Raw genomic sequence first — 25246 nt, 5'->3', positions numbered from 1 at the left:
CCGGCGATGCGGACGAGCGCTAGCGTCGCCGGGGTGAGCACGAGCCCCGAGGAGCACCGGGCGACCCAGACGTCCCTGTACGGCGCCCCCGTCGACGCCCTCGCCGCGGAGATGAGGGCCCTGCTCGGGCTCGACGACCGCGGCGTCGCCGGCGTCATCGGCGTCTCCGCGCCGATGTTCGCGGACGTGCGGGCCGGACGGCGGAGCCGGATCGGCAACCCGGTCGCGACGCTGCGCCTGCAGATGCTGCGCGACCTGTGCAGGCACCTGCGCGAGGGCCGGGCCTCCGCGGACGACGTCCCCCTCGCGCTGGAGCAGATCCGCGTCGCGACCGCCCCGGCCCCCGCCGGGCCCGAGCCCGTCACGTCCGACCCGTTCGCCCTGACCGACGACCAGCTGCGCGAGGCCGCCCGCGTCGTGCGGCGCCACGTCGCGCCGACGCCCGCCCGCCGGTGGCCGCTGCTGGAGGCGGCGACCGGGGTCGAGACGTGGGTCAAGCACGAGAACCACTGCCCCACCGGGGCGTTCAAGGTCCGCGGCGGGCTCCTCTTCGTCGACCGGCTGCTCGCGTCGGGCCACCGACCCGCGGGGCTGATCACCGCGACCCGGGGCAACCACGGCCAGTCCGTCGCGTACGCCGGTGCCGCGGGCGGCCTGCCCGTGACCGTCGTCGTCCCCGAGGGCAACAGCCCGGACAAGAACGAGGCGATGGCCGGCTACGGCGCCCGGTTGGTCGTCGCCGGCCACGACTTCCAGGCCGCCCGCGAGCACGCCGCGGAGCTCGCCGAGCGCGACGGCCTGCTGTTCGTCCCGTCCTTCGCGCCCGACCTGGTCACCGGCGTCGCGACCTACGCCGCCGAGCTGCACGCCGCCGTCCCCGGGCTCGACGTGGTCTACGTGCCGGTCGGGCTGGGCTCCGGCATCTGCGCGAACCTCGCCGTCCGCGACCTGCTGGGACTGGACTGCGAGGTCGTCGGTGTGGTCGCCGAGCGCGCCCCGGCGTACGCGCTGTCGTTCGAGGCCGGCGAGCCGGTCGCCTCGGCCGCCGCCGACACCCTGGTCGACGGCGTCGCCTGCCGCGTGCCCGACCCGGAGGCCGTCCGCCTCGTCAACGCCGGGGCCGCGCGGATCGTGCGGGTCTCCGAGGAGCAGGCGCAGGCCGCGATGACCCTCATGTACCGCGCCACCCACAACCTGGCCGAGCCGGCCGGGTCGCTGGCGCTGGCGGGCCTGCTCGCCGACGACCGGCGCGACCCGGCGCACACCCGCGTCGCCGTCGTCCACACCGGCGGGAACTGCGACCTGGAGGTCCTCGCCGCCGCCGCGGGCCTCGGGCCCGGTGCCGGCCTCGACGTCGGCGCACGTTCCTAGACTCGGCGCCATGACGCTCGTGATCGGGGCCCACGTGTCCAGCGCCGACCCGGTGGCCGAGGCGCAGGCCCGGGGCACGACGGCCGTGCAGTTCTTCCTCGCCGACCCGCAGGACTTCAAGGCCTCGCCGGCCGTCGAGCGCGCCGGCGGTGCCGAGCAGCTCAGGGCGGACGCCGAGGCGGCGGGCGTCGACCTGTACGTCCACGCGCCGTACATCATCAACGTCGCGACGCGGAACAACCGCCTGCGGATCCCCTCGCGCAAGACCCTGCAGAAGCACGTCGACGCCGCGACCGCGATCGGCGCGAAGGGGCTCGTCGTGCACGGCGGGCACCTCGCGAAGGACGACGACCCGGCCGTGGGCTACGACAACTGGCGCAAGGCGGTGGAGGCCACCGACCTGACCCTGCCGCTGCTGATCGAGAACACCGCCGGCGGCGACAACGCGATGACCCGCTACCTGTCCGCGATCGCGGGCGTCTGGGAGGCCATCTCGTCGACCGAGCAGGCCGACATGGTGGGCTTCTGCCTCGACACGTGCCACGCCCACGCCGGCGGCAACGCGCTGGAGACGGTGGTCGACGACGTCCTCGCGATCACCGGCCGCATCGACCTGGTCCACGCCAACGACAGCCGCGACGACTTCGACTCCGGCGCCGACCGCCACACCAACTTCGGGTCCGGCCGGATCGACCCCGACCTGCTCGCCCAGGTGGTCAGGGACGCCGGCGCCCCCGTCATCTGCGAGACCCCCGGCGGGGCCGACGAGCACCGGGCCGACTTCGCCTGGCTCCGCGACCGCGGGGCCTGAGGGCTAGGCGGTCGCCTCGCGGCACGCCCGCACCAGCGCGTCGAGGACGGTGCCGACCTCCCGGCTGCTGCCCGCCCGCGACGACCGGTGGCGCGCGACGAGGTGCCGGCTCCCGGTGCCCGGCACCGCCACGACCTGGACCAGGTCCGCGGGCAGCGAGCGCACGGCCAGGGCCGGCAGGAGCGCGACGCCGAGACCACCGGCCACCATGGACGTCGCCGAGTCGTAGCTGCTGTAGCGGTGGCCCACCGGCGGTCGCTCCTCGAAGGTCTCCAGCACGCGCTCGGTCGCGGCGTACGCCGCCGCGGTGGGGTCGACCCCCAGCCAGGGGAGGTGCGCGACCTCCGCCAGCGTCGACGGCGTGGGCAGCGACGCCGGCAGCGTCACCAGCCACGGCTCGTCGAGCACCGCCACGTCGCGGGTGCCCTGGGGCCGGCTGCGACCCGACGGGCTGTCCGCCTCCAGGACGAGGAGGTCGATCTCGCCCCGCCGCAGCTGGCGGTCCGCCTCGGTGCCCTCCGCCTGGACGACCCGGAGCTCCAGGTCGGGGTGCTCCTCCGCGAGCCGGGGCACGAGGGGGACGAGGACGGACCGGACCACCGAGGCCAGCGCCCCGACCGTCACCGTGCCGTGGACGTCGTCGCTCAGCGCCGCCAGCGAGCGGCGGGTCTCGGTGAGCTCGATCTCGATGCGGGCGGCGGCGTCCGCGAGCACCCGCCCGGCGTCGGTGAGCCTCGCCCCGGCCGGCCGGCGGTCGAGCAGCGGGCGCCCGACCTCCGCCTCGAGCCGCGCCATCTGCTGCGACACCGCGGACGGCGTGAGGTGCAGCGCCTGCGCGGCGGCCAGCACGCCCCCTGCCCGGTGCACGGCGAGCAGGAGGGCGAGGCGCCGGGGGTCGAGATGCATCCAGAAATGCTAAACCCAGAGGTCGCGAAGACTCGCTTGAGATGTACCCGTCGGACCCGCAGGCTCGAGGCATGGAGCACGTGAGCACCGCCGCCGCGGCCGCCGGGTGGGTGGGCGCCGCCGGCACCGTCGTCGCCTACTGGCTGGTGTCCACCCTCCGCATCACCCCGGGCTCACGGACCTTCCAGGGCTTGAACGCCGCCGGCGCCGGGCTGCTCGCGCTGAGCGCCGCGTCGTCGCGGTCGTGGCCCGGCACCGCGGTGAACCTCGCCTGGATGCTGATCGGCGTCGCGACCCTGCTGGGGCTGGGCCGTCTGCTCGACCGGCGCCGGCACCGGGGTGCCGCTCAGCCCGGGCGCCTCAGCCGGTCCGCCGAGCGTCGCCCCTCGATGGCCGCGACCAGCGACTCCGGGCTGGCGTCGAACACGACCAGCGGGACCCGCACCGCCTCCTCCTTCGTGCCCTTCGGCTGCACCACCAGGTCGTACCGCTGCCGGTCGGCGGCCACCTCACGGATCCGGTCCCACGCCACGAACCGGTCCTGACGCCACCCGCGGTAGCGCAGACCGGTCTCCTCGAGGCGGAGCTCGAAGGGTCGCAGGCGCCCCGACACGGCGCGGACCAGCAGGACGAGCACCATCACCGCCCCCAGGACGATCGGCAGCAGCGCGCCGCCCCGCGCCGACGAGGTCTGCGCCACCACCTCGGGCTCGAGGAGCACGGCGAGCACGCCGAGGACGTCCGCCGCGCAGGCGGTGACCAGGGCGGCCAGGAGCAGCCCGGAGGTGAGCCGGGACGCCCGGACGTGCCCGACGTCGCGCGGGACGTCCCGTGCGCCGTGCCGGAGCCGGGCCCGGCCGTGGGCCCAGGCGACCCAGGCGAGCAGCGAGGCGAGACCCGCGAGCAGCGACGCCGGCCCGAGGAAGCGTCCGGGCAGGGCCCACCCGACACCGCCGAGGAGGGCGGCCATGCCCAGCAGCAGGGCGTGCATCGTCCACGGCGGCCCGTGTCGTCGCGTCCTGCCCACGCCCGCATCCTGCCCAGCCGCGCCGGGCGGCAATCCCGGGCCGCTACCGTGGCGCCGGTGAGCAGCAGCGACCTGACCGTGCGGACGGCGACGCCCGCCGAGCACCTCGCCCACCTCGGCTCGCGACGCTCGGCGAGCTTCCTGCAGACCCCCGCCTGGGCGGCGGTGAAGAACGAGTGGCGCCACGAGTCGCTCCTGTGGGAGCGCGACGGCGCGCCCGTCGGCGCCGGCCTCGTCCTCTATCGCGACCTGCCGCGGCTCAAGCGGTCGCTCGCCTATCTGCCCGAGGGCCCCGTCCTCGACTGGACCGACGACGCCGAGGAGTCCCCGGGCCTGTCGCTGGGGGCCTGGCTCGACCCGATGGTCGCCCACCTCAAGCGCCAGGGGGCGTTCGGCATCCGGATCGGCCCGCCCGTCGTCGTCCGCCGCTGGGACGCCGCCGCCGTGAAGGCCGGTGTCGCCGACCCCGACGTCCACCGCCTCGGCGAGCTCGCCCCCACCGCCCGCGAGAGCACGGGCGCCCGGGTCGTGTCGCAGCTGCACGAGCTCGGCTGGCGCCCGCAGGGGCTCGAGGAGGGCTTCGCCGCCGGCCAGCCGCGCTTCGTCTTCCAGGTCCCGCTGCGTCACCCCGACGGCACGCCGCGCACCGAGGACGAGGTGCTGAAGGGCATGAACCAGCTCTGGCGCCGCAACATCAAGAAGGCCGACAAGGCCGGTGTCGTCGTCACCCGCGCCACCGCCGCCGACGTCGCCCCCCAGCTCGCCGAGTTCCACGCGCTCTACGTGCACACCGCCGAGCGCGACGGGTTCACGCCGCGTCCCGCGTCGTACTTCACCCGCATGGTCGACGCCCTCTCCGCGGAGGACCCCGACCGCATCGCCCTGTGGACCGCCCGCCACGACGGCGACCTGGTGGCCTCGACGATCGCCATCCGCGTCGGCGCCCACGCCTGGTACTCCTACGGCGCCTCCTCCACCGAGAAGCGCGACGTCCGCGGATCCAACGCCGTCCAGTGGGCGATGGTCCGCGACGCGATCGACGCGGGCGCCGACGTGTACGACCTGCGCGGCATCACGGAGACCCTCGACGCCGACGACACCCACGTGGGGCTGATCCAGTTCAAGGCGGGAACCGGCGGTGAGGCGGTCGAGTACGCCGGCGAGTGGGACCTGCCCGTGAACCGCGTGCTCTACAAGGCGTTCGAGACCTACATGGGTCGGCGCCGATGAGCGGGAGGTGGAACCGATGAGCCTGTCCCTCGTGGTGGACGGCGAGCGCTGGCGCACCCACCTGCGCGCGCACGCCGCGGCGAACCCCGGCCTGGTGCCGGTCATCAAGGGCAACGGCTACGGCTTCGGCGTGGGCCGGCTCGCCCGCAAGGCCGACTGGCTGGGCGCCGACACCGTCGCGGTCGGCACGTACGCCGAGATCGGCGAGGTCGAGAAGCGCTTCGGCGGCTCCATGCTCGTGCTCACGCCGTGGCGCCCGTTCGGCCACTCGCTCGCCGCGGTCGCCGACCGCACGCCCGACCCCCGCCTGGTGCACACCGTCTCCCGGGTGGAGGACCTCCACGCGCTGCTCGGCCACGACCCGCAGGCTCGGTTCGTGCTGGAGCGGATGACGAGCATGCTGCGCCACGGCCTGGACGCCGCCGGGCTGCGCGAGGCCGCCGCCGTGCTGCGCGACCACCCTCGCGCGCGCCTCGAGGGTGCCGCCTTCCACCTCCCGCTCGCGCAGGGCTCGCACGTCTCGCAGTTCCACCGCCTGATGACGGACGTCGTCGCCGCCGGCTTCGGCGGCACCGACAACGACCCCGCGCGGCGCACGGTGTGGGTCAGCCACCTCACCCCCGAGGAGCTGACGCAGCTGCGCGCGGCGTACGCCGACTTCCGCATCCGCCCCCGCACCGGCACCGCGCTGTGGCTCGGCGACCGGGCCGCGCTGGGTGTGCAGGCCACCGTGCTCGACGCACACCCGGTCGAGCGGGGCGACCTGTTCGGCTACCGCGGACGCTCGGTGCCGCGCTCCGGCACCCTGCTCGTCGTCTCGGGCGGCACCGCCCACGGCATCGGCCTCGAGGCCCCGCCCGGCGAGCTGACCCTGAAGTCGCGGGCGGCGACCATCGCCCGCGGCGGTCTCGACGCCACGGGCCTCACCCGCTCGCCGTTCTCCATCGACGGCAAGCAGCGGTTGTTCGCCGAGCCGCCGCACATGCAGGCCTCGATGCTGTTCCTCCCCGCGGGCTCCCGGGTGCCCGCCGTCGGCGAGCAGGTCTCCGTCCGCGTGCGCTACACGACGACGACCTTCGACGACGTGACCATCACGTGACTCGCGCCGCCGGTCGGGGCACGAGCGGACCGCGGTCGGGCCGGTCCACCGGGTCGTGCTCCGGGCGCAGGACGTCCCGCGTGACGACCGCGACCAGCCACAGCTGGCAGCCGACGCGCACGAGGATCGCGACCCAGTAGAACGGGCTCTCGTCGCCGCTGCCGGCCTCGAGGATCCCCGCGAGGTACCACCACACGCAGGCGAAGTAGAGGACCTCCCCCGCCTGCCACACCAGCAGGTCGCGCCAGCGTGGCCGCGCGAGGACGGCGAGCGGCAGCAGCCACAGGACGTACTGCGGCGAGTAGACCTTGTTGACCAGCAGGAAGCCGGCGACGACGAGGAACGCCAGCTGCGCCATCCGCGGCTCGGACGGCGCGCGGAGACCGACGAGCAGCACCCCGACGCACCACAGCGCGAACAGCACCAGCGACACCCGGTTCACCGTCTCGGGTGAGGTCGTCGCGCCGGTGGCCTGGTCCCAGACCAGCCACAGCGACCCGAGGTCGGGTCCGCGGTCGGCGTTGAACGACCAGAAGACCCCCCACGCCTCCCGCGACGACAGGGCCGCCGGGAGGTTCAGCACCACCCAGGTCAGCAGGGCAGCGAGGAAGCAGCCGGCGAGGTCGGACCACGCCCGCCGCCTCACGCAGATCACGAGGACCGCGCCGAGGAGGAACAGCGGGTACAGCTTCGCCGCGACCCCGGCGCCGACGAGGATCCCGGTCAGGACCGGCCGGTCGCGGGCGAACGCCCACAGCGCGCCCGCGACGAGCACGACGGCGAGCAGGTCCCAGTTGACCAGTCCCGTCAGCGCCAGCGCCGGCGAGACCGCGAACGCCGCGGCGTCCCACGGCCGGCGGGGGTTCACCCCGACCAGGAACGCCGCCGCGCCGAGGGTGAGCAGGGCCAGCACCAGGGCGTTGACGACGACGAACGCCCGCACCTCGCGGTCGAGGACGGCGGGCGGCGCGAGGTCGTCCACCGGCCGGTCGGCCCGGGCGGCGGGGTCGTCGGGCCCCGCCACCAGGTGGGTCAGCACGGACACGCCGTACACCAGGTAGGAGGTGGCCACGGGGTACTCCATGACCTCGTACCGCTCCCGGACGGCCTCGTCGCCGTCGTAGGGCCACGCCTGCTCGGCGAACCCGCGACCCGTGTAGAGGTACGGCAGGTCGGAGTAGCACATCGCGGTGTAGCGGGCCTGGCCGTCGTTCCAGGAGTCCGCGAAGCACGGCGCCTTCTGCACCATGCCGAGCGCGAAGCACACGGCGACGAGGAGCAGGACGACGCGCATCGGCGTCCACCAGCCGCCCGCCCCGGCGCGGGGACCGAGCGGCCCGCCGACGGACTCCGAGAGTCCGGCGACGACGCGGTCGTCGTGGGTGGGGTGGACGCGGTCCGGCCTCAGCGCCGGCTACCCGTCACCGGGCTGGCGACCGGGGCCGCCGGGGGAGATGCCGGTCCCGCCACCGCCGCCGCCGCCACCGCCACCGCCGGTGCCGCCGCCACCGCCGCCACCGCCGCCGCCGCCGCCACCGCCGCCACCGCCGCCACCGCCTGGCGGCTCGGGCTCGACGTCCGGGGGCTCGGTCGGCGCGGGCGGGTCGGAGTTGTCCGGCGGGTCGCTCGGCTCCGGCTCCTCCGGCGAGGGCGGGGCGATGCTCGGCGGGTCGGACGGCTGGGGGCGCGGCTCCGGCTGCGGCTGCGGTTGCGGCTGGGGCTCGGGCGCCGGGGCCTCCGTGGTCGGCTCCTCGGTCGGGACCTCGGCGGAGGAGTCCGGGGCGTCGCCGTCGAGGAAGACGGGGTCGGGGAACTCGAGGACGTCGGTGCCCTCGAGGGCGCGGCCCATGACGTCGGTCCAGGTGCGGGCGGGGTAGGAGCCGCCGAAGTACTCCGGCAGCCACCCCTCGAGCTGCTCGTTGCCCTGGCCGCGCACGTACATCACGGCCGTCGACAGCTGCGGGGTGTAGCCGACGAACCAGGACGACGAGACCTCGCCGTCGCCGTTCGTCGCGGTGCCGGTCTTGCCCGCCGCCGGCCGGCCGAGCGACAGGGCCGCGGTGCCGGAGCCCGAGGCCACGACCTGCTGGAGCGCGTAGCTGGTGTCCGCGGCGACGTCGCCGGGCAGCCCCTCCGTGGTGGTGTTCTCCCGCTGGTAGAGCTCGTTGCCGTCGGCGTCCTCGACCCGCTCGACCACGTGGACCTCGGCGGTCTGCCCCTCGGCCGCGATCGTGGCGTAGCCGTTGGCCATGTTGATCGGGCTGACGGTCGCGTTGCCCAGCGCGACGCCCGTGACCGGCTCGAGGCCGGGGCTCTCAACGGGGATGCCGTAGCGGTCGCGGGGGCGGGACGCCGCCTGCGCCGGGGGCAGGCCCATCGCGTTGGCGCGGTCGATGATCGACTGCGGGCCGTCGTTCATGCCCAGGGTCAGGTCGATGAAGGCGGTGTTGACCGAGTTCTCGGTCGCGTTCTCCAGGGTGATGGCCTCGCCGTAGTCGGTGTCGCCCTGGTTCTCGACCTCACCGCTGCCGTCGGGGAGCTCGTAGGGCGAGTTCCCCTCGAAGACGTCGGTGAGCGAGAAGCCCTGGTCGATGCCCTCGGCGACCGCGAACGCCTTCATCGTCGACCCGGCCTGGCCGCCGGAGCGCGCCCAGTTGATCTGCGAGTCGAGGTAGTCCTGGCCGCCGTACATGCCGCGCAGCGCTCCGGTGCCCGGCTCGACGCTCGCGACCGCGACGTGGAGGTCCTCGTCGCTGAACCCCTCGGGGCGCTGTGCCGCCACGCCCTCGGCGGCGGCGTCCATGACCTGCTGGTCGAAGGTGGTGGTGATCCGCAGGCCGCCGCCGTCGATCTCGGAGTCGCCGAACCCGAGGTCGTTCAGCTCGCCACGCACCAGCTCGAGCATGTGGCCGCGCTGCCCGCCGTACTGGCTCTCGGCCTCCTGCTCGGGCACGTCCGGCAGCGAGCGGGACGCCTCGGTGGCCTCGGCCTCCGACGCGGTGCCCATCTCGACCATGCCGTCGAGGGTGTAGCGGTAGCGCTCGCGCAGGTCCGCCCTGTTCGCGCGACCCGTGGTCGGGTCGAGGTTGCCGGGGTTGTTGAGCACGCTCGCGAGGAAGGCGGACTGGCGCAGGTTGAGGTCCTTCGCGGGGATCCCGAACCACGCCTGCGACGCGGCCTCGACGCCGTACGCGCCGCGACCGAAGTAGATGGTGTTGAGGTAGCCCTCGAGGATCTCCTCCTTGCTCTGCTGGCGCTGGATCTTCAGCGACAGCAGCGCCTCCTTGGCCTTGCGGCTGAGGGTCTGCTCCTGGGACAGGTAGAGGATCTTCACGTACTGCTGGGTGATCGTCGACGCGCCCTGCGTCGCGTTGCCCTGGGCGTTGGAGAACGCGGCCCGCAGGATCCCGCGGGGGTCGATGCCGTTGTCGGTCCAGAAGGTGCGGTTCTCCGCCGCGACGACGGCGTCCTTGAGGTCGTCCGGCATGTCGGCCAGGTCGATCGAGTCACGGTTCTGGGTGGCGAACTCGCCGAGCTCGCTCTCGCCGTTGCGGTAGTAGACGAAGCTCGTCTCCGTCTGGAAGTCGGCGTTCGGGTCAGGCACGTCGGTCGTGGTGTAAAGCACGACGAACGCGACCGCGCCGGCCACCACCGCGAGGGCGGTGAGACCCGCCGTCCAGATGGCCAGGCGGGCGAGCAGACCGCGTTTCTTCGTCGCGGTCCTCCCGCGGGCCTTGCTGCCCGCGGCGGGGGCCTTGCGCTTCCCGCTCACTCGGTGGTCTCCGGCTTCCTCGACTCCATGACGGCACAACGGACCGCGCCCCCCCGGGGGCGGGCCGGTCAACCAGGGTAACCAGGGCGGGGCCGGTGGCGTGCGTCCTCGTCGGAGCACAGCCGTACCGGAGACGCGTCATGTGACGTGGGATATATCGCTACGATAGGTCGCGATGTCACGACGTGCGGAGACGACGGAGCTGGCGGTCCTCGGGCTGCTCGGCGAGTCGCCCATGCACGGCTACGAGCTGCGCAAGCGGCTCAACCTGATGCTGGGGTGGGGCCGCGTCCTGTCGTACGGCTCCCTGTACCCCACGCTGAAGCGCATGCTGCGCGCGGACCTCATCGAGGAGGAGGTCGTGACGCCGCCCCCGGCGACGCGACGCCAGCGCATCGTCTACCGCCTCACCGACGCCGGCCGCGAGCAGTTCGAGCGGGCCATGGCCGAGGTGGGCCCGACGGCCTGGGAGGACGAGAGCTTCGGCGTCCGCTTCTCCTTCTTCTCGCGCACCGACCTCGAGAGCCGCCTGCGCGTGCTCGAGGGCCGTCGTACGCGGCTGCAGGAGCGCCTCGAGCGGGTCCAGTCGCAGCTGGAGCGCACGCAGAGGAAGGTCGACCGGTACGCCGCGGAGCTGCAGCGCCACGAGCAGGAGTCCGTCGAGCGCGAGGTGCGCTGGCTCTCCGACCTCATCGCGGCCGAGCGCAACGGCACACCCCTCGAGCAGGACCGAGACGAGACCACCCGGGCGACCGGGTCACGCACGACGACCGGCGCCAACGGTGACGCCGACACGACGAGCCCCGCCGGGGCCTGAGGGAAGAGAGACAGCTATGGGTGCGGTACGAGTGGCCATCGTGGGGGTGGGCAACTGTGCGACCTCCCTGGTCCAGGGAGTCCACTACTACGCGGACGCCGACGAGTCCGGGACCGTTCCCGGGCTGATGCACGTCCGGTTCGGCGAGTACCACGTCGGCGACGTCGAGTTCGTCGCCGCGTTCGACGTCGACGACAAGAAGGTCGGCAAGGACCTCTCCGAGGCCATCAACGCCTCTGAGAACAACACCATCAAGATCGCCGACGTCCCGACGCTCGGCGTCGAGGTGCAGCGCGGCCCGACGATGGACGGCCTCGGCAAGTACTACCGCGAGACCATCGAGGAGTCCGCCGCCGAGCCGGTCGACGTCACCGCGGTGCTCCGCGAGACGCAGGCCGACGTCCTCGTCTGCTACCTCCCGGTCGGCTCCGAGGACGCCGCCAAGTTCTACGCGCAGTGCGCCATCGACGCGGGCGTCGCCTTCGTCAACGCGCTGCCGGTCTTCATCGCCTCCGACCCCGAGTGGGCCGCGAAGTTCGAGGCCGCGGGCGTCCCGATCGTCGGCGACGACATCAAGTCGCAGGTCGGCGCGACCATCACGCACCGCGTCATGGCCAAGCTGTTCGAGGACCGCGGCGTCGCGCTGGACCGCACCTACCAGCTCAACGTCGGCGGCAACATGGACTTCAAGAACATGCTCGAGCGCGACCGCCTCGAGTCGAAGAAGGTCTCGAAGACCCAGGCCGTCACCTCCAACGTGACCGGCTCGCTGGCCGGCAAGGTGCACGACAAGAACGTGCACATCGGCCCCTCGGACTACGTCCAGTGGCTCGACGACCGCAAGTGGGCCTACGTCCGCCTCGAGGGCCGCGCGTTCGGCGACGCCCCCCTGAACCTCGAGTACAAGCTCGAGGTCTGGGACTCCCCGAACTCCGCCGGCATCATCATCGACGCCCTGCGCGCCGCGAAGATCGCCAAGGACCGCGGCCTCGGCGGCCCGGTGCACCCGGCGTCGACCTACCTGATGAAGTCGCCGCCGGTCCAGCGCCCCGACGACGAGGGCCGCGCGGGCATCGAGGCGTTCATCAGGGGCGAGGAGCAGTAGCGCGAGGAACGAGCGCTACGGCGCCGCGACGTCGACCACGACCACCACGTGGTTGTCGTCGGCGCCGATCTCCTCCACCGCAGCAGCGACCGCCGCCGCCACCCGCTCCGGGTCGGCGGCGGTCGTCATGTGGGAGGCCAGCACCTCGGGCGCCAGGCGGCCGTGGACGCCGTCGGTGGTGAGCACGAAGCGGTCGCCGCCGCGGACGTCGTACGAGCCGAGGTCGGGCGAGTCGCCCCTGGCGGCCACGGCGACGGCGCGGTTCAGGTGGACCCTCCGCTCGTCCGTGGCGGCCTCCTCGGCGGTGAGCCGGCCCTCGTCGACGAGGGTCTGGGTGACGGTGTGGTCGCGGGTGAGCCGCTCGACGCGCCCGTCACGGACCCGGTACAGGCGGCTGTCGCCGAGGTGGGCCACCAGCGCACGGTCCCCGCGCAGCAGCAGGGCGGTGAGCGTGCAGCCCGCGTCGGGGTGGTCGGCGTAGGTCACGGCGACCGCGGCGGCGGCCCGGGTGACCGCGGCGTCGAGACCGTCGACGCCGGGAGCCTCGTGCCGCCCGAGGTCGTCGGCCAGCCCGGCCAGCAGGTCCGCCGACAGCCCCTGGGCGCTGCCGAGGCCGTCGGCGACGGCGTACAGGTGCGTCCCGAGGTGGACGGCGTCCTGCTGGGTCGCGCGTCCGCCCTGCCCCCCGGCGGTCGCGGCGCGGGCGGCGGGGGTGGTGGTCGTGCTCATCGGGTGGTCCTCCTCGTCCGGAGCGGTGTGCTCCGTGAGCTCCGCGAGGAGGTCGGCCAGCAGTGCCCGCGCGGAGCGGGCGTCCGCGTCGACCTGGCGGGCGTACGACGTCAGCTCGGCCGCGGCCCCCGCGAGGTCGGCGTCCGCGACGACCCGGATCCGCGCGAGCGGCATCCCGGCCAGGCGCAGGCGCGCCACCAGGCGGGCGCGGCCCAGCTGGGAGGGGTGGTAACGGCGGTAGCCCGAGGCCGGGTCCACCTCCGCGGGCACCAGCAGCCCCGTGTCGTCGTACAGCCGCAGCGCCTTGGGGCTGAGCCCGCTCGCGCGGGCGACGTCGCCGATGCTGAGCAGCACGTCCGTCCTCCTCGTCCCGGTGGTGGGTCCGCCGGTGAGGACCACGCTGGACCCTGCCCCAGGGGCAGGCTCAAGAGCCGGGGACGAGGTCGGCCAGGGCGCCCAGGCCGCGCCCGGGGCCCCCTCTTCACGAGCTGGGCGGCGGGGGCTTCCACTCGAACGCCTGGACGACGACGAACCCCGGGCCGTGGAACGAGTACTGGATCGCCTCGCCGGAGCCGCCGCGCAGCACGGAACCCACGTTCATCGAGTTGTGGATGCCCGGGGTCAGGTTGGCCGACCAGCACACCGCGGCCTGGGGGTCGACGAACGTCGGCTGCTGCGAGCAGTCCAGCACCACCGGGTTGCCGACCACGTTGATCGCCACCGTGCCGGTGCCGCCGATCGTGGTGTTGAACAGCCCGCCGGTCGCGATGCCCGCGCCCTTGGTGCGGTTGATGTCCCAGCTCAGCGACTCGTCGAAGGCGAGGATGTTGCGGCTGTTGATGCTGACGCCCTCACCCTCGAGGTGCAGCAGGTGCACGTAGCCGGCCTCGTCGGCGAAGAACACCTCGCCCTGCCCGGACACGCGCATGAGACTGACGTTCTCGCTGGTCAGGACCTTCTTGGCGAGCTTGCCCAGGCTGCCGGACTTCTCGTGGTGGAACTGCACCTGGCCCTGGTAGGCCACCATCGTGCCCTTGGTGGCGAGGACGTCCGGGCCCAGACCGACGCGGAGCATCTGCGGGTTCTGCAGGGCCCACCGCTCCTGGCTCTGCACCTCGAGGTTCTGCTGTGCGAACAGATCGCTTCTCATGGGGCTGCATGATGCCCTCTCGGGCGGGCGCGCGGGGGGAACCGCCCAGGACTCAGGCCTCCGCGGCCGCCTTCAGCCGCTGCAGGGTCTGACCCATGCCCTCACGCAGCTCCTCGGTGAAGTGCGGACGCCCGCCGAGGACCTTGTCGACGAGGACGTTCGACAACGGGCTGATGCCCTTCGGGGTCTCGCGGCGGTGCACGACCCGGGTCCCCTCGGCGGCGTCCACCGTGACCGGCTCGAGCGTGAAGGACCAGACGGTCCAGTTCTCGGTCACGCGGAACGCCACCCGACGGTGCGGGTCGAGCTCGACGACCTTCGCGGTGGTCGGCCACACGAGCGGCCCGCGGTGGTTGAGGTTGACCATGCGGCTGCCGACCCGCAGCGGACGACGCGCCAGCGTGCGCACCACCTGCGGGCTCCACTCCGCGATGCGCGGCAGGTCGGAGACCAGCTTCCACACCTGCGCCGGGCTGGCCGCGATCTCGGTCGACACCTCCAGCTCGGTGTCGCCGGGGGTCTGGGCCTCGTTGCTCGTCGCGCTCATACCGGCCTACGTTACCGGTGGGTAACCGCCGCGCGCAGCCGCCTGTGGCCCATGTAACGCGGAGTTACGGCTTGATCACACGCCCCTGGCGGGGGTCCGGAGCACCAGAACCCCGCGCCAGTGGGCCGGATGGCCGGACGCCGGTGGCAGCGGGTGCGGCGGGACCGGCGGCGTACAGCGGGCCCGGCGGCGTACGACGGGCCGTGGGGCGTCCACAGGCGGCGGGCGGTCGTCGTCCTGCACAGGCTCCCGTCTCGTCGGCGCCGCGGGCCCGTCCCGCGGACCACAGTGCCGCCATGACCTCCACCGCCCACCTGATGCGACCGGCCCTGCGGGTGGTCGCCTCGGTCCAGCGCGGGTTGGTCACGCGTCGCCAGTGCGAGGTCGCCGGGTACTCGACGGTCGAGCTCCGCCAGCTGACCCGCACCCACGGGCCGTGGGTGGTCGTCCGGCGGGCGGTGTACGCCGAGCGCGAGACCTGGGAGGCGGCGTCCGCCCTGGAGCAGTGGGGCCTGCGTGACCTGGCCGCGCACCTGACCGCGGAGGTCGAGCACGCCATGAGCCACGACTCCTCCGCGCGGGCCTGGGGGATCCCCCTGCTGAGGCCACGTCGCGAGCTGTCCCACCTGACGCGGGAGGGCGTTCGCGGGGGCCGCACCGAGGCCGGGGTCTCCCACCACCTCACCCGGTGCGGGCTCGGCGAGATCACCGTCGTCCGCGGTCTGCCGGTCATGACGCCGGCGCGCACCGGGCTCGACCTCGCGCGGGAGCACGGCCTGGCCGCGGGCGTCGCGGCGCTCGACGACGTCCGGGCACGCGGGGTGTCGTTGTCGACCCTGGAGAACGAGCTCGAGGTGATGCAGTCGTGGCGGGGGGTGAGGACCGTCCGGCGGGCGGTCGCCCTGAGCGACCCCCGGGCCGAGAGCCCCGCCGAGTCCCTGGCCCGCCTGCTGCTGGTCGAGATGGGCTACACCGACATCGACGTCGCCTGGCCGATCCGGGTCGGCGGCCGCACGTACTGGACCGACCTGCGGGTCGGGTGCCACGTGTTCGAGGTCGACGGGCTGGTCAAGTACCTCGACCCGGCGGACGGCGGCGTCGCGCGGAAGGCCACCCGGGAGGTGCTGCGCGACGAGCGGCGACGTCAGGCCGACATCTGCGGCGAGGGGCTCGGGATGTCGCGCTTCCTGTTCGACGACCTGTTCGGGCGGGCCCGGGAGGCGCTGGCCGCGCGGCTCGAGCGCGAGGAGGCCCTGACCCGTCAGCGCTTCGGCCCGACCCTGCCCGCCCACCTCGCCGAGCAGGGCGACCGCATCCGCCGCCAGAGCCCACGGCGCCGGCCGCCCCGCTGAGCGCATCCGGCGCGGGGCTGTGGTGCCGACCGGCCCCGCCCGTGCCTGGTGATCAAGCCGTAACTCCGCGTTACATGTCCGGGGGCGGCGCCGGGGCCCGAGCGCTCAGGACGAGCGGGCGGTCCACCAGGCGAGCAGGCGCTCGCGGGCGGTGGCCTCGTCGAGGGGACCCTCCTCGATGCGGAGCTCGAGGAGCCACCGGTACGCCGCGCCGACGTCGCGGCCCGGCCCGATGCCGAGGGTCTCCATGATCTGGTTGCCGTCGAGGGCGGGGCGGAGGGCGTCGAGCTCCTCCTGCTCGGCGAGGCGGTCGATGCGTGCCTCGAGGTCGTCGTACGTCGCGGCGAGGCGCGCCGCCTTGCGCCGGTTGCGGGTGGTGCAGTCGGCGCGGGTGAGGACGTGGAGGTGCTCGAGCAGGTCACCGGCGTCGCGGACGTAGCGGCGCACCGCCGAGTCGGTCCACTCGCCGGTGCCGTAGCCGTGGAACCGGAGGTGCAGCTCGACGAGGGACGAGACCGCCTCGGTCGTCTCGGTGGAGAAGCGCAGCGCCTTCATCCGCTTGCGGGTCAGCTTCGCGCCGACCACGTCGTGGTGGTGGAAGGTGACGGCGCCGTCGGGCTGGAAGCGCCGCGTCCGGGGCTTGCCGACGTCGTGCATCAGCGCAGCGAACCGGGCGACGAAGTCGGGACCGTCGCCGAGGCGGTGCTCCAGCTCCATCGTCTGCTCGAGCACGGTGAGGGTGTGCTCGTAGACGTCCTTGTGGGCGTGGTGCTCGTCGCGCTCCAGCCGCAGGGCGGGCAGCTCGGGCAGCACCCGGTCCGCCAGGCCGGTGTCGACCAGCAGCGTCAGGCCCAGCCGCGGGTACGGCGCGCAGACGAGCTTCACGAGCTCCTCGCGCACCCGCTCGGCCGAGACGATGTCCAGCCGGTCGGCCATCGCCGTCATCGCCGCCGCCACGTCGTCGTCGACGGTGAAGCCGAGCTGCGCCGCGAACCGCGCCGCGCGCAGCATGCGCAGCGGGTCGTCGGAGAACGACTGCTCCGGCGAGGACGGCGTCCGCAGGCGCCGGTGGGCGAGGTCGACGACCCCGCCGTACGGGTCCTCGAAGGTGCGGTCCGGCAGGGTCACGGCCATCGCGTTGACGGTGAAGTCGCGACGGCCGAGGTCGCCGGCGAGGGTGTCGCCGAAGTCGACCGACGGCTTGCGCGAGTCGGCGTCGTAGGCGTCGGAGCGGTACGTCGTGACCTCGACCTGCCAGTCACCCTTCCGGGCGCCGATGGTGCCGAAGGCGCGGCCCATGTCCCAGGTCGCGTCACCCCAGGCCTTGAGGATCCGCTCCGTGGCGTCGGGGCGCGCGGACGTCGTGAAGTCCAGGTCGGTGTGGCGGCGGCCCAGCATCGCGTCGCGCACCGGCCCGCCGACGAGCGCGAGGGTCTCCCCGGCGTCGGTGAACGCCCGGCCCAGGGGCTCCAGCACGGACGCGAGACGGTCCAGCTCGGCGGTCACCGACTCCTGCGCCGCGCGCATGTCGATGCCGGCGGGCGGGGTCCCGGCGGGGGTGGCGGACGGCTCGGGCACGACGGATGATCCTAGTGGTGGCCCGGCGGGGGCACCCGGGCGGTGCCCGCCCTCGCCCTAGGCTGCGAGCCGTGTCCCGTGCCCGCCACCGCGTCGTCGCCGCGCTCCTCGGAGCAGCGGCCGTCATGGCACCCGCACTCGGCACCCCGCCGGCCGGCGCCGTCGCGCCGCCCACGACCGCCCCGGCGGCGGCCCCCTCCGACGACCCGCTGGACGTCACCATCACCGGCGTCAGCCCCGCGGTCGTGCCCGAGAGCGGTCCGATCGAGATCACGGGCACGGTGAGCAACGACAGCATCGAGACGTGGGAGGACGTCCAGCTGTACGGCGTGCCCTCGCCGTCCCCGATCACCGACGCGGCGGCGCTGGCCGAGGCCGCGGACAGCCCCGACGACCTCGTGGTGGGCGAGCGGATCACGGAGCCCGGCACGTTCCCCGACGTCGGCACCCTGACCCCCGGCGCCAGCCGGTCGTTCACCATCACCCTCCCGCGCCGCGTGCTCGCCGACGCGGGCGTCAGCGCCGAGGGCGTGTACTGGCTCGGCGTCCAGGCGCTGGGCGCGTCCGAGGCGGGACGCGACGGGACCGCCGACGGCCGCGCCCGCACCTTCCTCCCGCTCGTCGAGGAGAGCGGCCGCGACGCGGAGGTCGACACCGCCCTCGTGCTGCCGCTGCGCCACGAGGTCAACCTCGACGCCGACGGCCGCGTCACCGACCTCGACGCCTGGGCCACCGACCTCTCCCCCGGCGGACGCCTCGACCGCATCCTCGACTTCGGGGCCGAGGCGGACGACGCCCCGCTCACCTGGCTGCTCGACACCGCCGTCCCCGACACGGTCGCGGAGGTCATCGCGGGCAACCGGGGCCGCACCATCGCGCCGACCCCCGGGGTCGACGGCGACGGCGACGGCGAGGCCGACGGCGGGGACGGGAACGGCCAGGACGGCCAGGACGGCGAGGGCCAGGGCGGTGAGGAGGAGGACCCCTCCCCGGACGGGGAGGGCAGCACCCCGGGCGGCGGGTCCACCCCGGACGACGAGCCCGACCCGACGCAGGCCGCGGTCGACCAGTTCGGCGGCGAGTGGCTCGAGCAGCTCCGCTCGGTGCTCGGCGCCGGGTCCGTCCTGACCCTGCCGTACGGCGACGTGGACGCCGACGCCGCCCTGCGCGGGCGGTCCCGGATGCTGCAGCGGGCCCGGGTGCGGGCCCGCGCGGTCGCCTCCGAGTACGGCCTGCGCGGCGCCCAGCGCGCCATCACCTCGCCGACCGGCTACCTCGACGCACCGACGATCGCGAAGGCGCCCCGCTCGGACACGATCCTGCTCAGCGACGCGGCCCTCGGCGACCTCGGCGGCGACGGGGACGGAACCTCCCGCGCGCGGGTCGACGGGCGCCCGGTCGTGGTCACGGACAGCGGGGCCGCCGAGGGCGGGCCCGGCCCGGACGACCCGCTGTCGCCGCTCGCCCTGCGCCAGCGCCTGCTCAGCGAGGCGGCCCTGCGGCTCGTCGCGTCCTCGGAGCCGTCCGGCGGCGGCGACCAGCTCGTCGAGGGCGACGGCGACCCCCAGAGCGTCGTCACCCTGCCGGACGACTGGTCGCCCGCGGCGGGCACCGACTTCTTCGCCGAGATCGAGGCCGTCGACTGGATGAGGCTCACCGACCTCTCCGACGCCACCGAGTCGTCGACCGCGCAGCCCCCGCTGGCGGTCACGGCCGACCAGCTGGACTACCCCGAGGAGCTGGCGGCGACGGAGCTGCCGCCGTCCGCCTTCGCCGAGGCCCGCGGCCTCGTGGACTCCGCCACGGTCCTGCAGGACGTGCTCCCCCTCAACGAGACCGTCGCACGGCACGCCCTCGACGAGGCCCTGCTGTCGCTGTCCTACGACAACCGCGACGACCCCCAGGCGGCCGAGGACGTGACCGCCGCCGCCGCCACGGAGGTCCGCGACCTCCTGGGCGAGGTCGACGTCGAGACGCCGCCGTCGGTGACCCTGTCCGGCGACACCGGCGACTTCTCGCTGCAGATCACCAACGGGCTCCCCGAACCCGTCGAGGTCCGCCTGCGCGCCGTGACCGACGGCGACCTCGAGATCACCGGCCCCGACGCCGTCGAGGTGCCCGCCGAGGCCGGGACGTCGGTCCGGCTGACCGCCGCCACCACCCGGCTCGGCGTCACCGACGTCGACGTCGAGGTCGTCGACAGCCGTGGCCGCGCCCTCGGCGCCTCCGACCAGCTGCCCCTGCGGTCGGTGCAGATCGGCAACGTCATCTGGTTGATCATGGGCGCCGGCGCCGCCCTGCTGCTCGGCGCGATCGTCCTGCGCCTCGTCCGCCGGGTCCGCGCCTCGCGCGGCACGAGGACCGCGTGAGCGGCAAGCACCGCGCCGGCCGTCCCGTCCCGGAGCCGGCCCCGGAGCCCGCCGAGGAGACCGAGGTCCCCACCCCGGCCACCGAGCCCCGCTCGTCCGGCCGGTCGCTGCTCGCGTCCAGCGCGATCATGGCCGCGGGCACCGTCTTCTCCCGGTTGTCGGGGCTGATCCGGGCGCTCCTGCTCGCCGCCGCCCTGGGCAACCAGCTGCTCGCCGAGCAGTTCGCGATCGGCAACACGATCCCGAACATGGTCTACATCCTGCTCGCGGGCGGGGTGTTCAACGCCGTCCTCGTGCCGCAGCTGGTGCGGGCGATGAAGTCCCACGACGACGGCGGCGAGGCGTACACGAACCGCATCGTGACCCTGGCCGCGCTGTTCCTCGGCGTGGTCACGGTCCTGCTCGTCCTCGGCGCGCCCTGGGTGATGGCCGTCTACCTCGACCCGTCGTGGTCCTCGCCCGAGCTGGCGGCCCAGCGGGCGTCGGTCATCGACTTCGCCCGCTACTGCCTGCCCCAGGTGTTCTTCTACGGGATGTTCGTGCTGGTCGGGCAGATCCTGAACTCCCGCGGCCGCTTCGGCCCGATGATGTGGGCGCCCATCGCCAACAACGCCATCGCGATCGGCGTGCTGCTCGCCTACCTGGTCCTCCACGGCCCGGCGAGCGGGGACGCCGTCAACGGCGCCTACACCTCCGACCAGGAGGTGCTGCTGGGCGTCGGGTCGACGTTCGGGATCGTGGCGCAGCTGCTGATCCTGCTGCCCTACCTGCGCGCGGCGGGGTTCCGGTTCCGCCCCCGGTTCGACTTCCGCGACTCCGGGCTCGGCCACACCCTGCGCCTCGGCAGCTGGACCGTGCTCTTCGTCGTCGTCAACCAGCTCACCGCGACGATGGTCGTCCGGCTGGCGTCCAGCGGCTCCGCGGCCTCGGTCGAGACCGGCGCGGGGGCGGAGGGTTCCGGCACCGGGTACGTCGTCTACTCCACGATGTTCCTCGTCGCGATGGTCCCCCACTCCGTCATCACGGTCTCGCTGGCGACGGCCGTCCTCCCGACGCTGTCGGCGTCCGCCGCGGACGGCGACCTGCGCACCGTGGCCTCGACGCTCGCGGGCGTGATCCGCCGTGCGCTGTCGCTGATGGTCCCGATCGGGCTGCTCCTGCCCGTGCTCGCCCCGGACGCCGCCCGCGCCGCCGCGTTCGGGGCCGTCAGCGAGAGCTACGAGCTGTTCGTGCCGACCCTCGCGCTGTTCGGCCCCGCCGTGGTGCTGTTCACCGTCCACTACCTCGTCCTGCGCGGGTTCTACGCCCTCGAGCGGACCCGGACCGTCTTCTTCGTCCAGTGCACCGTGGCGGCGACCAACATCGCCGTCGCCGTCACCGGGGTCGCGCTCGTGTCGCCGGAGTACACCTCGCCGGCCCTCGTGGTGGCCTACGGCGCGTCGTACGCCGTCGGGTCGGTGGTGTCGTACACCGTGCTGCGCCGCACCCTGGGCGGCCTGGAGACGCGCCGGCTGCTCGGGTTCCTGGCCCGGCTCGGCGTCGCCGTCGTGGTCTCGACCGGGGTGACGCTCGGGGTGGCGCTCCTGCTGCGGGAGGCCTCCGGCGACCCGGGGCAGCTGCTGGCCGCGGTGCGGGCCGCCGGGCTGACGGTGCTCGACCTGGGCCTGCTGCTGGTGCTCGGCCGCCTGCTGCGGGTCTCCGAGCTCGCCGACGTCGCGGGCCTGCTGACCCGACGGCTGCGACGCCGCCGCTGAGGGGACGCCGGCCCGGGCGCCGGGCCGCCGCGGACGGCCCCGGAGCCACCATCCGCACCCTTACGATGTCAGCAGGCCGGGGAACCGGGTCGCCGGCCGAGGAGCGCTCCGCCGGGTCCACGGCGGGGCCGAGCGACGAGCAGGAGGGCATCGAGGTGCACCAGGGGGTCCGGCCCGGTGACGTCCTCGCCGACCGCTACCTGCTCGTCGACCTGCTCACCGAGAGCGGCGGCGGCCGCTTCTGGCGCGCCCACGACCGTGTCCTCGCCCGCCACGTCGCCATGCACGTCGTCGCGGACGACGACCCCCGCGCCGGCGCACTCCTCGACGCGGCCCGGCGCTCGGCCACGGTCGCCGACCGCCACCTGCTGCGCGTCCTCGACGCCGAGCGGCGCGACGGCCTCTGCTACGTCGTCAACGAGTGGGGCCACGGCCGGTCCCTGGACATCGTCCTCGGCGCCGAGGGCCCCCTGACGCCGCGCCGCGCGGCCTGGCTGGTCCGGGAGGCCGCCGACGCGCTCGTCGTCGGCCACGCCGCCGGCGTCCCCCACGGCCACCTCGTGCCCGAGAACCTGCTCGTCGACCGCAGCGGGGCCGTGCGACTCATCGGCTTCGCCGTCGACGGCGCCCTGCGCGGGGAGGAGGCGAGCCCCGAGGGCGACGTCCGCGCCCTCGCCGGCCTGCTGTACGCCGCGCTGACCGGCCGCTGGCCGGGCCCGCCGCCGTCCCACGTGCCCGAGGCCCCGCGCGACGGCGACACCGTGCTCCGCCCGCGCCAGGTGCGCGCCGGCATCACCCGGGCGCTCGACACCGTGTGCGACGAGATCCTCAACCCGCCCGGCACCCACGTCGACGGCGGGTACGACGCCACGCGGCTCTCGGCGGTGCTGAGCGAGATCGTCGGCGACGACAGCGGCATGGCGGCCGCGGAGGCGGCCCGGCACCGCAGCGCCCTCGACGCCCAGCCCGACGGCCGCGGCGCGCCCGCCTGGGCCGCCCGCGCCCGGGAGGCCGCTCGCGAGAACGATCCCGAGCAGCCCGCGCTGCGGGTCGACACCCCGGCCACCGCCCCGCTCGCCGTCCCCGCGACGGAGCCGGTGCCCGCCGCGGAGACGGCCGTCCGCGGTGTCGCCTCACCGGCCGCCCCCGCCGCGGGTCTCCCGGTCGACAGCGCCGACACGGTCGTCGCCGCGCGCCGCGGGGAGACGGACGCGCCCACCGAGCACGGCCGGCCCCTCGGTCCGGCGGAGCCCGTCGGACCCAGGGAGCCCGTCGGACCGTCGGAGCCCCTGGGGTCCGGCACGCGGGAGCGCGACGTCTCGGCCGAGCCGGGCCCGCCGACCGAGGCCGGGATGCCGATCTTCGACGACGAGGCCGACGAGGTCGAGTGGCTGCGCCACCACACCGAGACCCCGGCTCCCCCGCCGCCCTTCGAGGACCCGCCCGAGCGCCCGCTGTTCGCCCCCGGGCCGCCGGACGACTCGCGGACCCACCGCGGACGCCGCGAGGAGGCGTCCCGCCACGGCGGGGACGGCGGCTTCTGGCCCTGGGACACCGGCTCCCCCGGCGCCGCGGCCCCCCCGCCGCTCGACGACGAGGTCCCCGACGAGGACGACGAGGTCCCCGGCCGCCGCTGGCTGGTCCTCGGCGTCGCCCTGATCCTCGCGGTGCTCGTCGGCGTGGGCGGGGTCTACGCCTTCAACGTCGGCGGGGACGGCAGCCCCTTCGGCGGTGACGAGCCCAGCTCCGAGCCTTCACCGCGCCGGGCGGCGCCGTCCGCGGAGCCGCTGCGGATCGAGGGCGTCCGAGACTTCGACCCGCAGGGCGACCCGCCGGAGGAGAGCCCCGAGGAGGCCCCCCTCGCGGTCGACGGCGACCCCGAGACGGTGTGGAGCACCTCGACGTACTTCGACCAGTTCGGCCCGGCCGGCCTCAAGACGGGCGTGGGCCTGCTGGTCGACCTCGGCGAGTTCCGCGACGTCTCCGGCGTCAGCGTGGACGTCCGGGGCGAGACCGGGCTGGCGGTGTACGTCGCGGACACCGAGCCGACCGGCGTGGCCGACCTGCCCCGGCTGGCGGAGGGTTCCGGCGACGGCACCGTCGACCTGACGCTCGACGAGCCCGACACCGGCCGCTACGTCGTGGTGTGGGTCGACTCCCTGCCGCAGGTGGACGACGGCTTCCGCGCCGAGATCGCCGAGATCACGGTCCTGGGATGACCGACCCCGGCGGTCACGACGGGCCCGACGACCGGGCGCTGCTCGCCGCCCACGTCGCCGGCGACCCTGACGCGTTCGGCGTCCTCGTCGCCCGGCACCGCGACCGGCTCTGGGCGGTCGCGCTCCGGACGACCGGCGAGCCCGAAGAGGCGGCGGACGGGCTGCAGGACGGCCTGGTCGCGGCCTACCGGCGGGCCGGGTCCTACCGCGGCGACGCCGCCGTCACCACCTGGCTGCACCGCGTCGTGGTGAACGCCTGCCTCGACCGGCTGCGGGCGCGCCGGGTCCGCGCCGCGGACCCCCTGCCCACCGGTGAGGGCGCCGACCGGCTCGTGCCCCTCGACGGCCCGGGCGGTCGTCCGGCCCCCGTCGACCCCGAGGGCGCGGCCCTCGCGTCGGAGCAGCGGGACGTCGTCCTCGCGGCCCTCGCCACCCTGCCCCCCGAGCAGCGGGCCAGCCTGGTGCTGGTCGACATGGAGGGGTACTCGGTCGCCGAGGCCGCGCAGGTCCTCGACTGCGCCCCCGGCACCGTGAAGTCACGCTGCTCCCGCGGCCGCGCCCGGCTCGCGGTGCTCCTCGGGGTGGCCGACGGGGCCGGGAACCGGGACGCCGCCGCGGACGTCGAAGGACAGGACCACCAGCAGGGGAGGACGCCGTCGTGACCGACGAGCCCGAGGTCGGGCAGCGCGCCGAGGACGAGGTGCGTCGTCTGCTCGCCGCCGCGCGCCACGACGAGCCCGTCCCCGCCGACGTGGTCGCCCGGATCGACGCCGCGCTCGCGGCGGAGTCCCCGCCGGGGGGCTCGGGGACCCCCGACGTGGACCGTGTCGTCGACCTGGACGCGCGCCGCCGGCGGCGGCGCCGCACCGGCCTGCTGGCCGCCGCGGTGGTCGTCGTCGCCGGGGTCGGCGTCGGCGCCGTGGGGATCGGGACGGACGGGCTGCCGGTCGGCGGACCCGACGGCGCCGAGGTCGCCGACGGCGCCGGGAGCGCCGACGGGTCGGCCGGCTCCGACGGCGGGTCCAGCGGTCCCGGCGCGCCGGACGCCGAGGGGCAGGAGGAGCGCGGACCGAGCGTCATGGGCGCGCGGGCCCCCCTCCCCCGGGTCCGCACCGGGCCCACGCTCGCCGCCGACGTCACCCGGGCCCTGCGGACCGCCGGCGTCCTGTCCGCCGCCCGCGCCCGGTGCGCGCCCGCCGCCGAGGGCCAGGAGGTCGTCCGGGTCCTCGCCGACGGCAGCCGGGCCGAGCTGCTCGTCTCCGGGGCCACGGGCGGACGCCGCACCGTCGCGCTGCACCCCTGCGGTCCCGGCGAGGAGGTCGGGGAGACGCCGCTGGCCACGCTCGTCGTCCCCGCGGACTGAGGAACATCGCTGGCCTAGCATCGGTTGACCCCGTAGCGCCGAGCACC

Annotated in this window: 20 protein-coding genes; 12 read left to right on the top strand and 8 right to left on the bottom strand. The window is 75.0% G+C overall.

Annotated features, from left to right (window positions below; all coding sequences use genetic code 11):
* Positions 1 to 33: 33 nt before the first annotated feature.
* Positions 34 to 1371, top strand: a complete 1338-nt coding sequence (locus MJ876_RS04255; protein WP_240234819.1) for a threonine dehydratase — start codon at positions 34 to 36, stop codon at positions 1369 to 1371.
* Between the two features lie 10 nt (positions 1372 to 1381).
* Complete coding sequence (locus MJ876_RS04250; RefSeq protein WP_240234818.1) at positions 1382 to 2182, top strand: deoxyribonuclease IV; 801 nt, start codon at positions 1382 to 1384, stop codon at positions 2180 to 2182.
* A 3-nt stretch (positions 2183 to 2185) separates the two neighbouring features.
* Here MJ876_RS04250 and MJ876_RS04245 read toward each other — a convergent pair whose 3' ends face one another.
* Both MJ876_RS04245 and MJ876_RS04240 read right to left on the bottom strand, forming a co-directional pair.
* A complete protein-coding gene (locus MJ876_RS04245) occupies positions 2186 to 3088 on the bottom strand; it encodes a LysR family transcriptional regulator (RefSeq protein WP_240234817.1) in 903 nt (300 codons plus the stop codon).
* Positions 3089 to 3434: 346 nt separating this feature from the next.
* A complete protein-coding gene (locus MJ876_RS04240; RefSeq protein WP_240234816.1) occupies positions 3435 to 4115 on the bottom strand; it encodes a hypothetical protein in 681 nt (226 codons plus the stop codon).
* A gap of 57 nt (positions 4116 to 4172) precedes the next feature.
* On the opposite strand from MJ876_RS04240, the gene MJ876_RS04235 reads away from it, so the two are divergent.
* Positions 4173 to 5345 carry a peptidoglycan bridge formation glycyltransferase FemA/FemB family protein gene (locus MJ876_RS04235; RefSeq protein WP_240234815.1) on the top strand — a complete coding sequence of 391 codons (1173 nt, stop codon included), beginning with the start codon at positions 4173 to 4175 and terminating at the stop codon, positions 5343 to 5345.
* A gap of 16 nt (positions 5346 to 5361) precedes the next feature.
* On the top strand, positions 5362 to 6444 hold the full coding sequence (locus MJ876_RS04230) for an alanine racemase (RefSeq protein ID WP_240234814.1): 1083 nt from the start codon (positions 5362 to 5364) through the stop codon (positions 6442 to 6444).
* Here the strand turns inward: MJ876_RS04230 and MJ876_RS04225 are convergent.
* On the bottom strand, positions 6437 to 7738 hold the full coding sequence (locus tag MJ876_RS04225; RefSeq protein ID WP_240234813.1) for a glycosyltransferase family 87 protein: 1302 nt from the start codon (positions 7736 to 7738) through the stop codon (positions 6437 to 6439). The two genes, MJ876_RS04230 and MJ876_RS04225, sit on opposite strands and share 8 nt — an antisense overlap.
* A gap of 120 nt (positions 7739 to 7858) precedes the next feature.
* The gene (locus tag MJ876_RS04220) at positions 7859 to 10216 is read right to left on the bottom strand and encodes a transglycosylase domain-containing protein (protein ID WP_240234812.1); all 2358 of its coding nucleotides are present in this window, start codon (positions 10214 to 10216) and stop codon (positions 7859 to 7861) included.
* A gap of 175 nt (positions 10217 to 10391) precedes the next feature.
* On the opposite strand from MJ876_RS04220, the gene MJ876_RS04215 reads away from it, so the two are divergent.
* On the top strand, positions 10392 to 11033 hold the full coding sequence (locus MJ876_RS04215) for a PadR family transcriptional regulator (protein WP_240234811.1): 642 nt from the start codon (positions 10392 to 10394) through the stop codon (positions 11031 to 11033).
* Between the two features lie 16 nt (positions 11034 to 11049).
* Positions 11050 to 12138, top strand: coding sequence for an inositol-3-phosphate synthase (locus MJ876_RS04210; protein WP_240234810.1), 1089 nt, complete (start codon positions 11050 to 11052; stop codon positions 12136 to 12138).
* Between the two features lie 15 nt (positions 12139 to 12153).
* On the opposite strand, the gene MJ876_RS04205 is transcribed toward MJ876_RS04210, so the two are convergent.
* The 3 genes from MJ876_RS04205 to MJ876_RS04195 form a co-directional block, all read right to left on the bottom strand.
* On the bottom strand, positions 12154 to 13221 hold the full coding sequence (locus MJ876_RS04205; RefSeq protein WP_240234809.1) for a MerR family transcriptional regulator: 1068 nt from the start codon (positions 13219 to 13221) through the stop codon (positions 12154 to 12156).
* Between the two features lie 127 nt (positions 13222 to 13348).
* Complete coding sequence (locus MJ876_RS04200; protein WP_240234808.1) at positions 13349 to 14017, bottom strand: AIM24 family protein; 669 nt, start codon at positions 14015 to 14017, stop codon at positions 13349 to 13351.
* A 52-nt stretch (positions 14018 to 14069) separates the two neighbouring features.
* Positions 14070 to 14564: an SRPBCC family protein gene (locus MJ876_RS04195; protein WP_240234807.1), complete on the bottom strand. Its 495-nt coding sequence runs from the start codon at positions 14562 to 14564 to the stop codon at positions 14070 to 14072.
* Positions 14565 to 14860: 296 nt separating this feature from the next.
* Here MJ876_RS04195 and MJ876_RS04190 point away from each other — a divergent pair, with 296 nt between their 5' ends.
* Positions 14861 to 15916: a hypothetical protein gene (locus MJ876_RS04190; RefSeq protein ID WP_240234806.1), complete on the top strand. Its 1056-nt coding sequence runs from the start codon at positions 14861 to 14863 to the stop codon at positions 15914 to 15916.
* Between the two features lie 105 nt (positions 15917 to 16021).
* Here MJ876_RS04190 and MJ876_RS04185 read toward each other — a convergent pair whose 3' ends face one another.
* The gene (locus MJ876_RS04185) at positions 16022 to 17443 is read right to left on the bottom strand and encodes a CCA tRNA nucleotidyltransferase (protein ID WP_240234874.1); all 1422 of its coding nucleotides are present in this window, start codon (positions 17441 to 17443) and stop codon (positions 16022 to 16024) included.
* Positions 17444 to 17565: 122 nt separating this feature from the next.
* On the opposite strand from MJ876_RS04185, the gene MJ876_RS04180 reads away from it, so the two are divergent.
* The 5 genes from MJ876_RS04180 to MJ876_RS04160 all read left to right on the top strand — a co-directional run bounded on the left by MJ876_RS04180 (position 17566) and on the right by MJ876_RS04160 (position 25199).
* Positions 17566 to 19863, top strand: coding sequence for a DUF6049 family protein (locus tag MJ876_RS04180; RefSeq protein ID WP_240234805.1), 2298 nt, complete (start codon positions 17566 to 17568; stop codon positions 19861 to 19863).
* The gene (gene murJ, locus MJ876_RS04175; RefSeq protein ID WP_240234804.1) at positions 19860 to 21617 is read left to right on the top strand and encodes a murein biosynthesis integral membrane protein MurJ; all 1758 of its coding nucleotides are present in this window, start codon (positions 19860 to 19862) and stop codon (positions 21615 to 21617) included. Before MJ876_RS04180 ends, murJ begins: the two co-directional genes overlap by 4 nt.
* 65 nt (positions 21618 to 21682) lie before the next feature.
* The gene (locus tag MJ876_RS04170; protein ID WP_240234803.1) at positions 21683 to 23836 is read left to right on the top strand and encodes a protein kinase family protein; all 2154 of its coding nucleotides are present in this window, start codon (positions 21683 to 21685) and stop codon (positions 23834 to 23836) included.
* Positions 23833 to 24498 (top strand): RNA polymerase sigma factor SigM, encoded by a 666-nt coding sequence (gene sigM, locus MJ876_RS04165; RefSeq protein ID WP_240234802.1) that lies wholly within the window; start codon positions 23833 to 23835, stop codon positions 24496 to 24498. The genes MJ876_RS04170 and sigM overlap by 4 nt, the downstream gene beginning before the upstream one ends.
* Entirely contained in the window at positions 24495 to 25199 is a 705-nt protein-coding gene (locus tag MJ876_RS04160) for a hypothetical protein (RefSeq protein ID WP_240234801.1), read from the top strand. Before sigM ends, MJ876_RS04160 begins: the two co-directional genes overlap by 4 nt.
* Positions 25200 to 25246 lie beyond the last annotated feature (47 nt).

This window comes from Nocardioides sp. CFH 31398 (genome assembly GCF_022436705.1).
GTDB lineage: Bacteria > Actinomycetota > Actinomycetes > Propionibacteriales > Nocardioidaceae > Nocardioides.
Note: the sequence above shows the minus strand (reverse complement) of the source record. Positions and strands in the feature narration are given on the sequence as shown.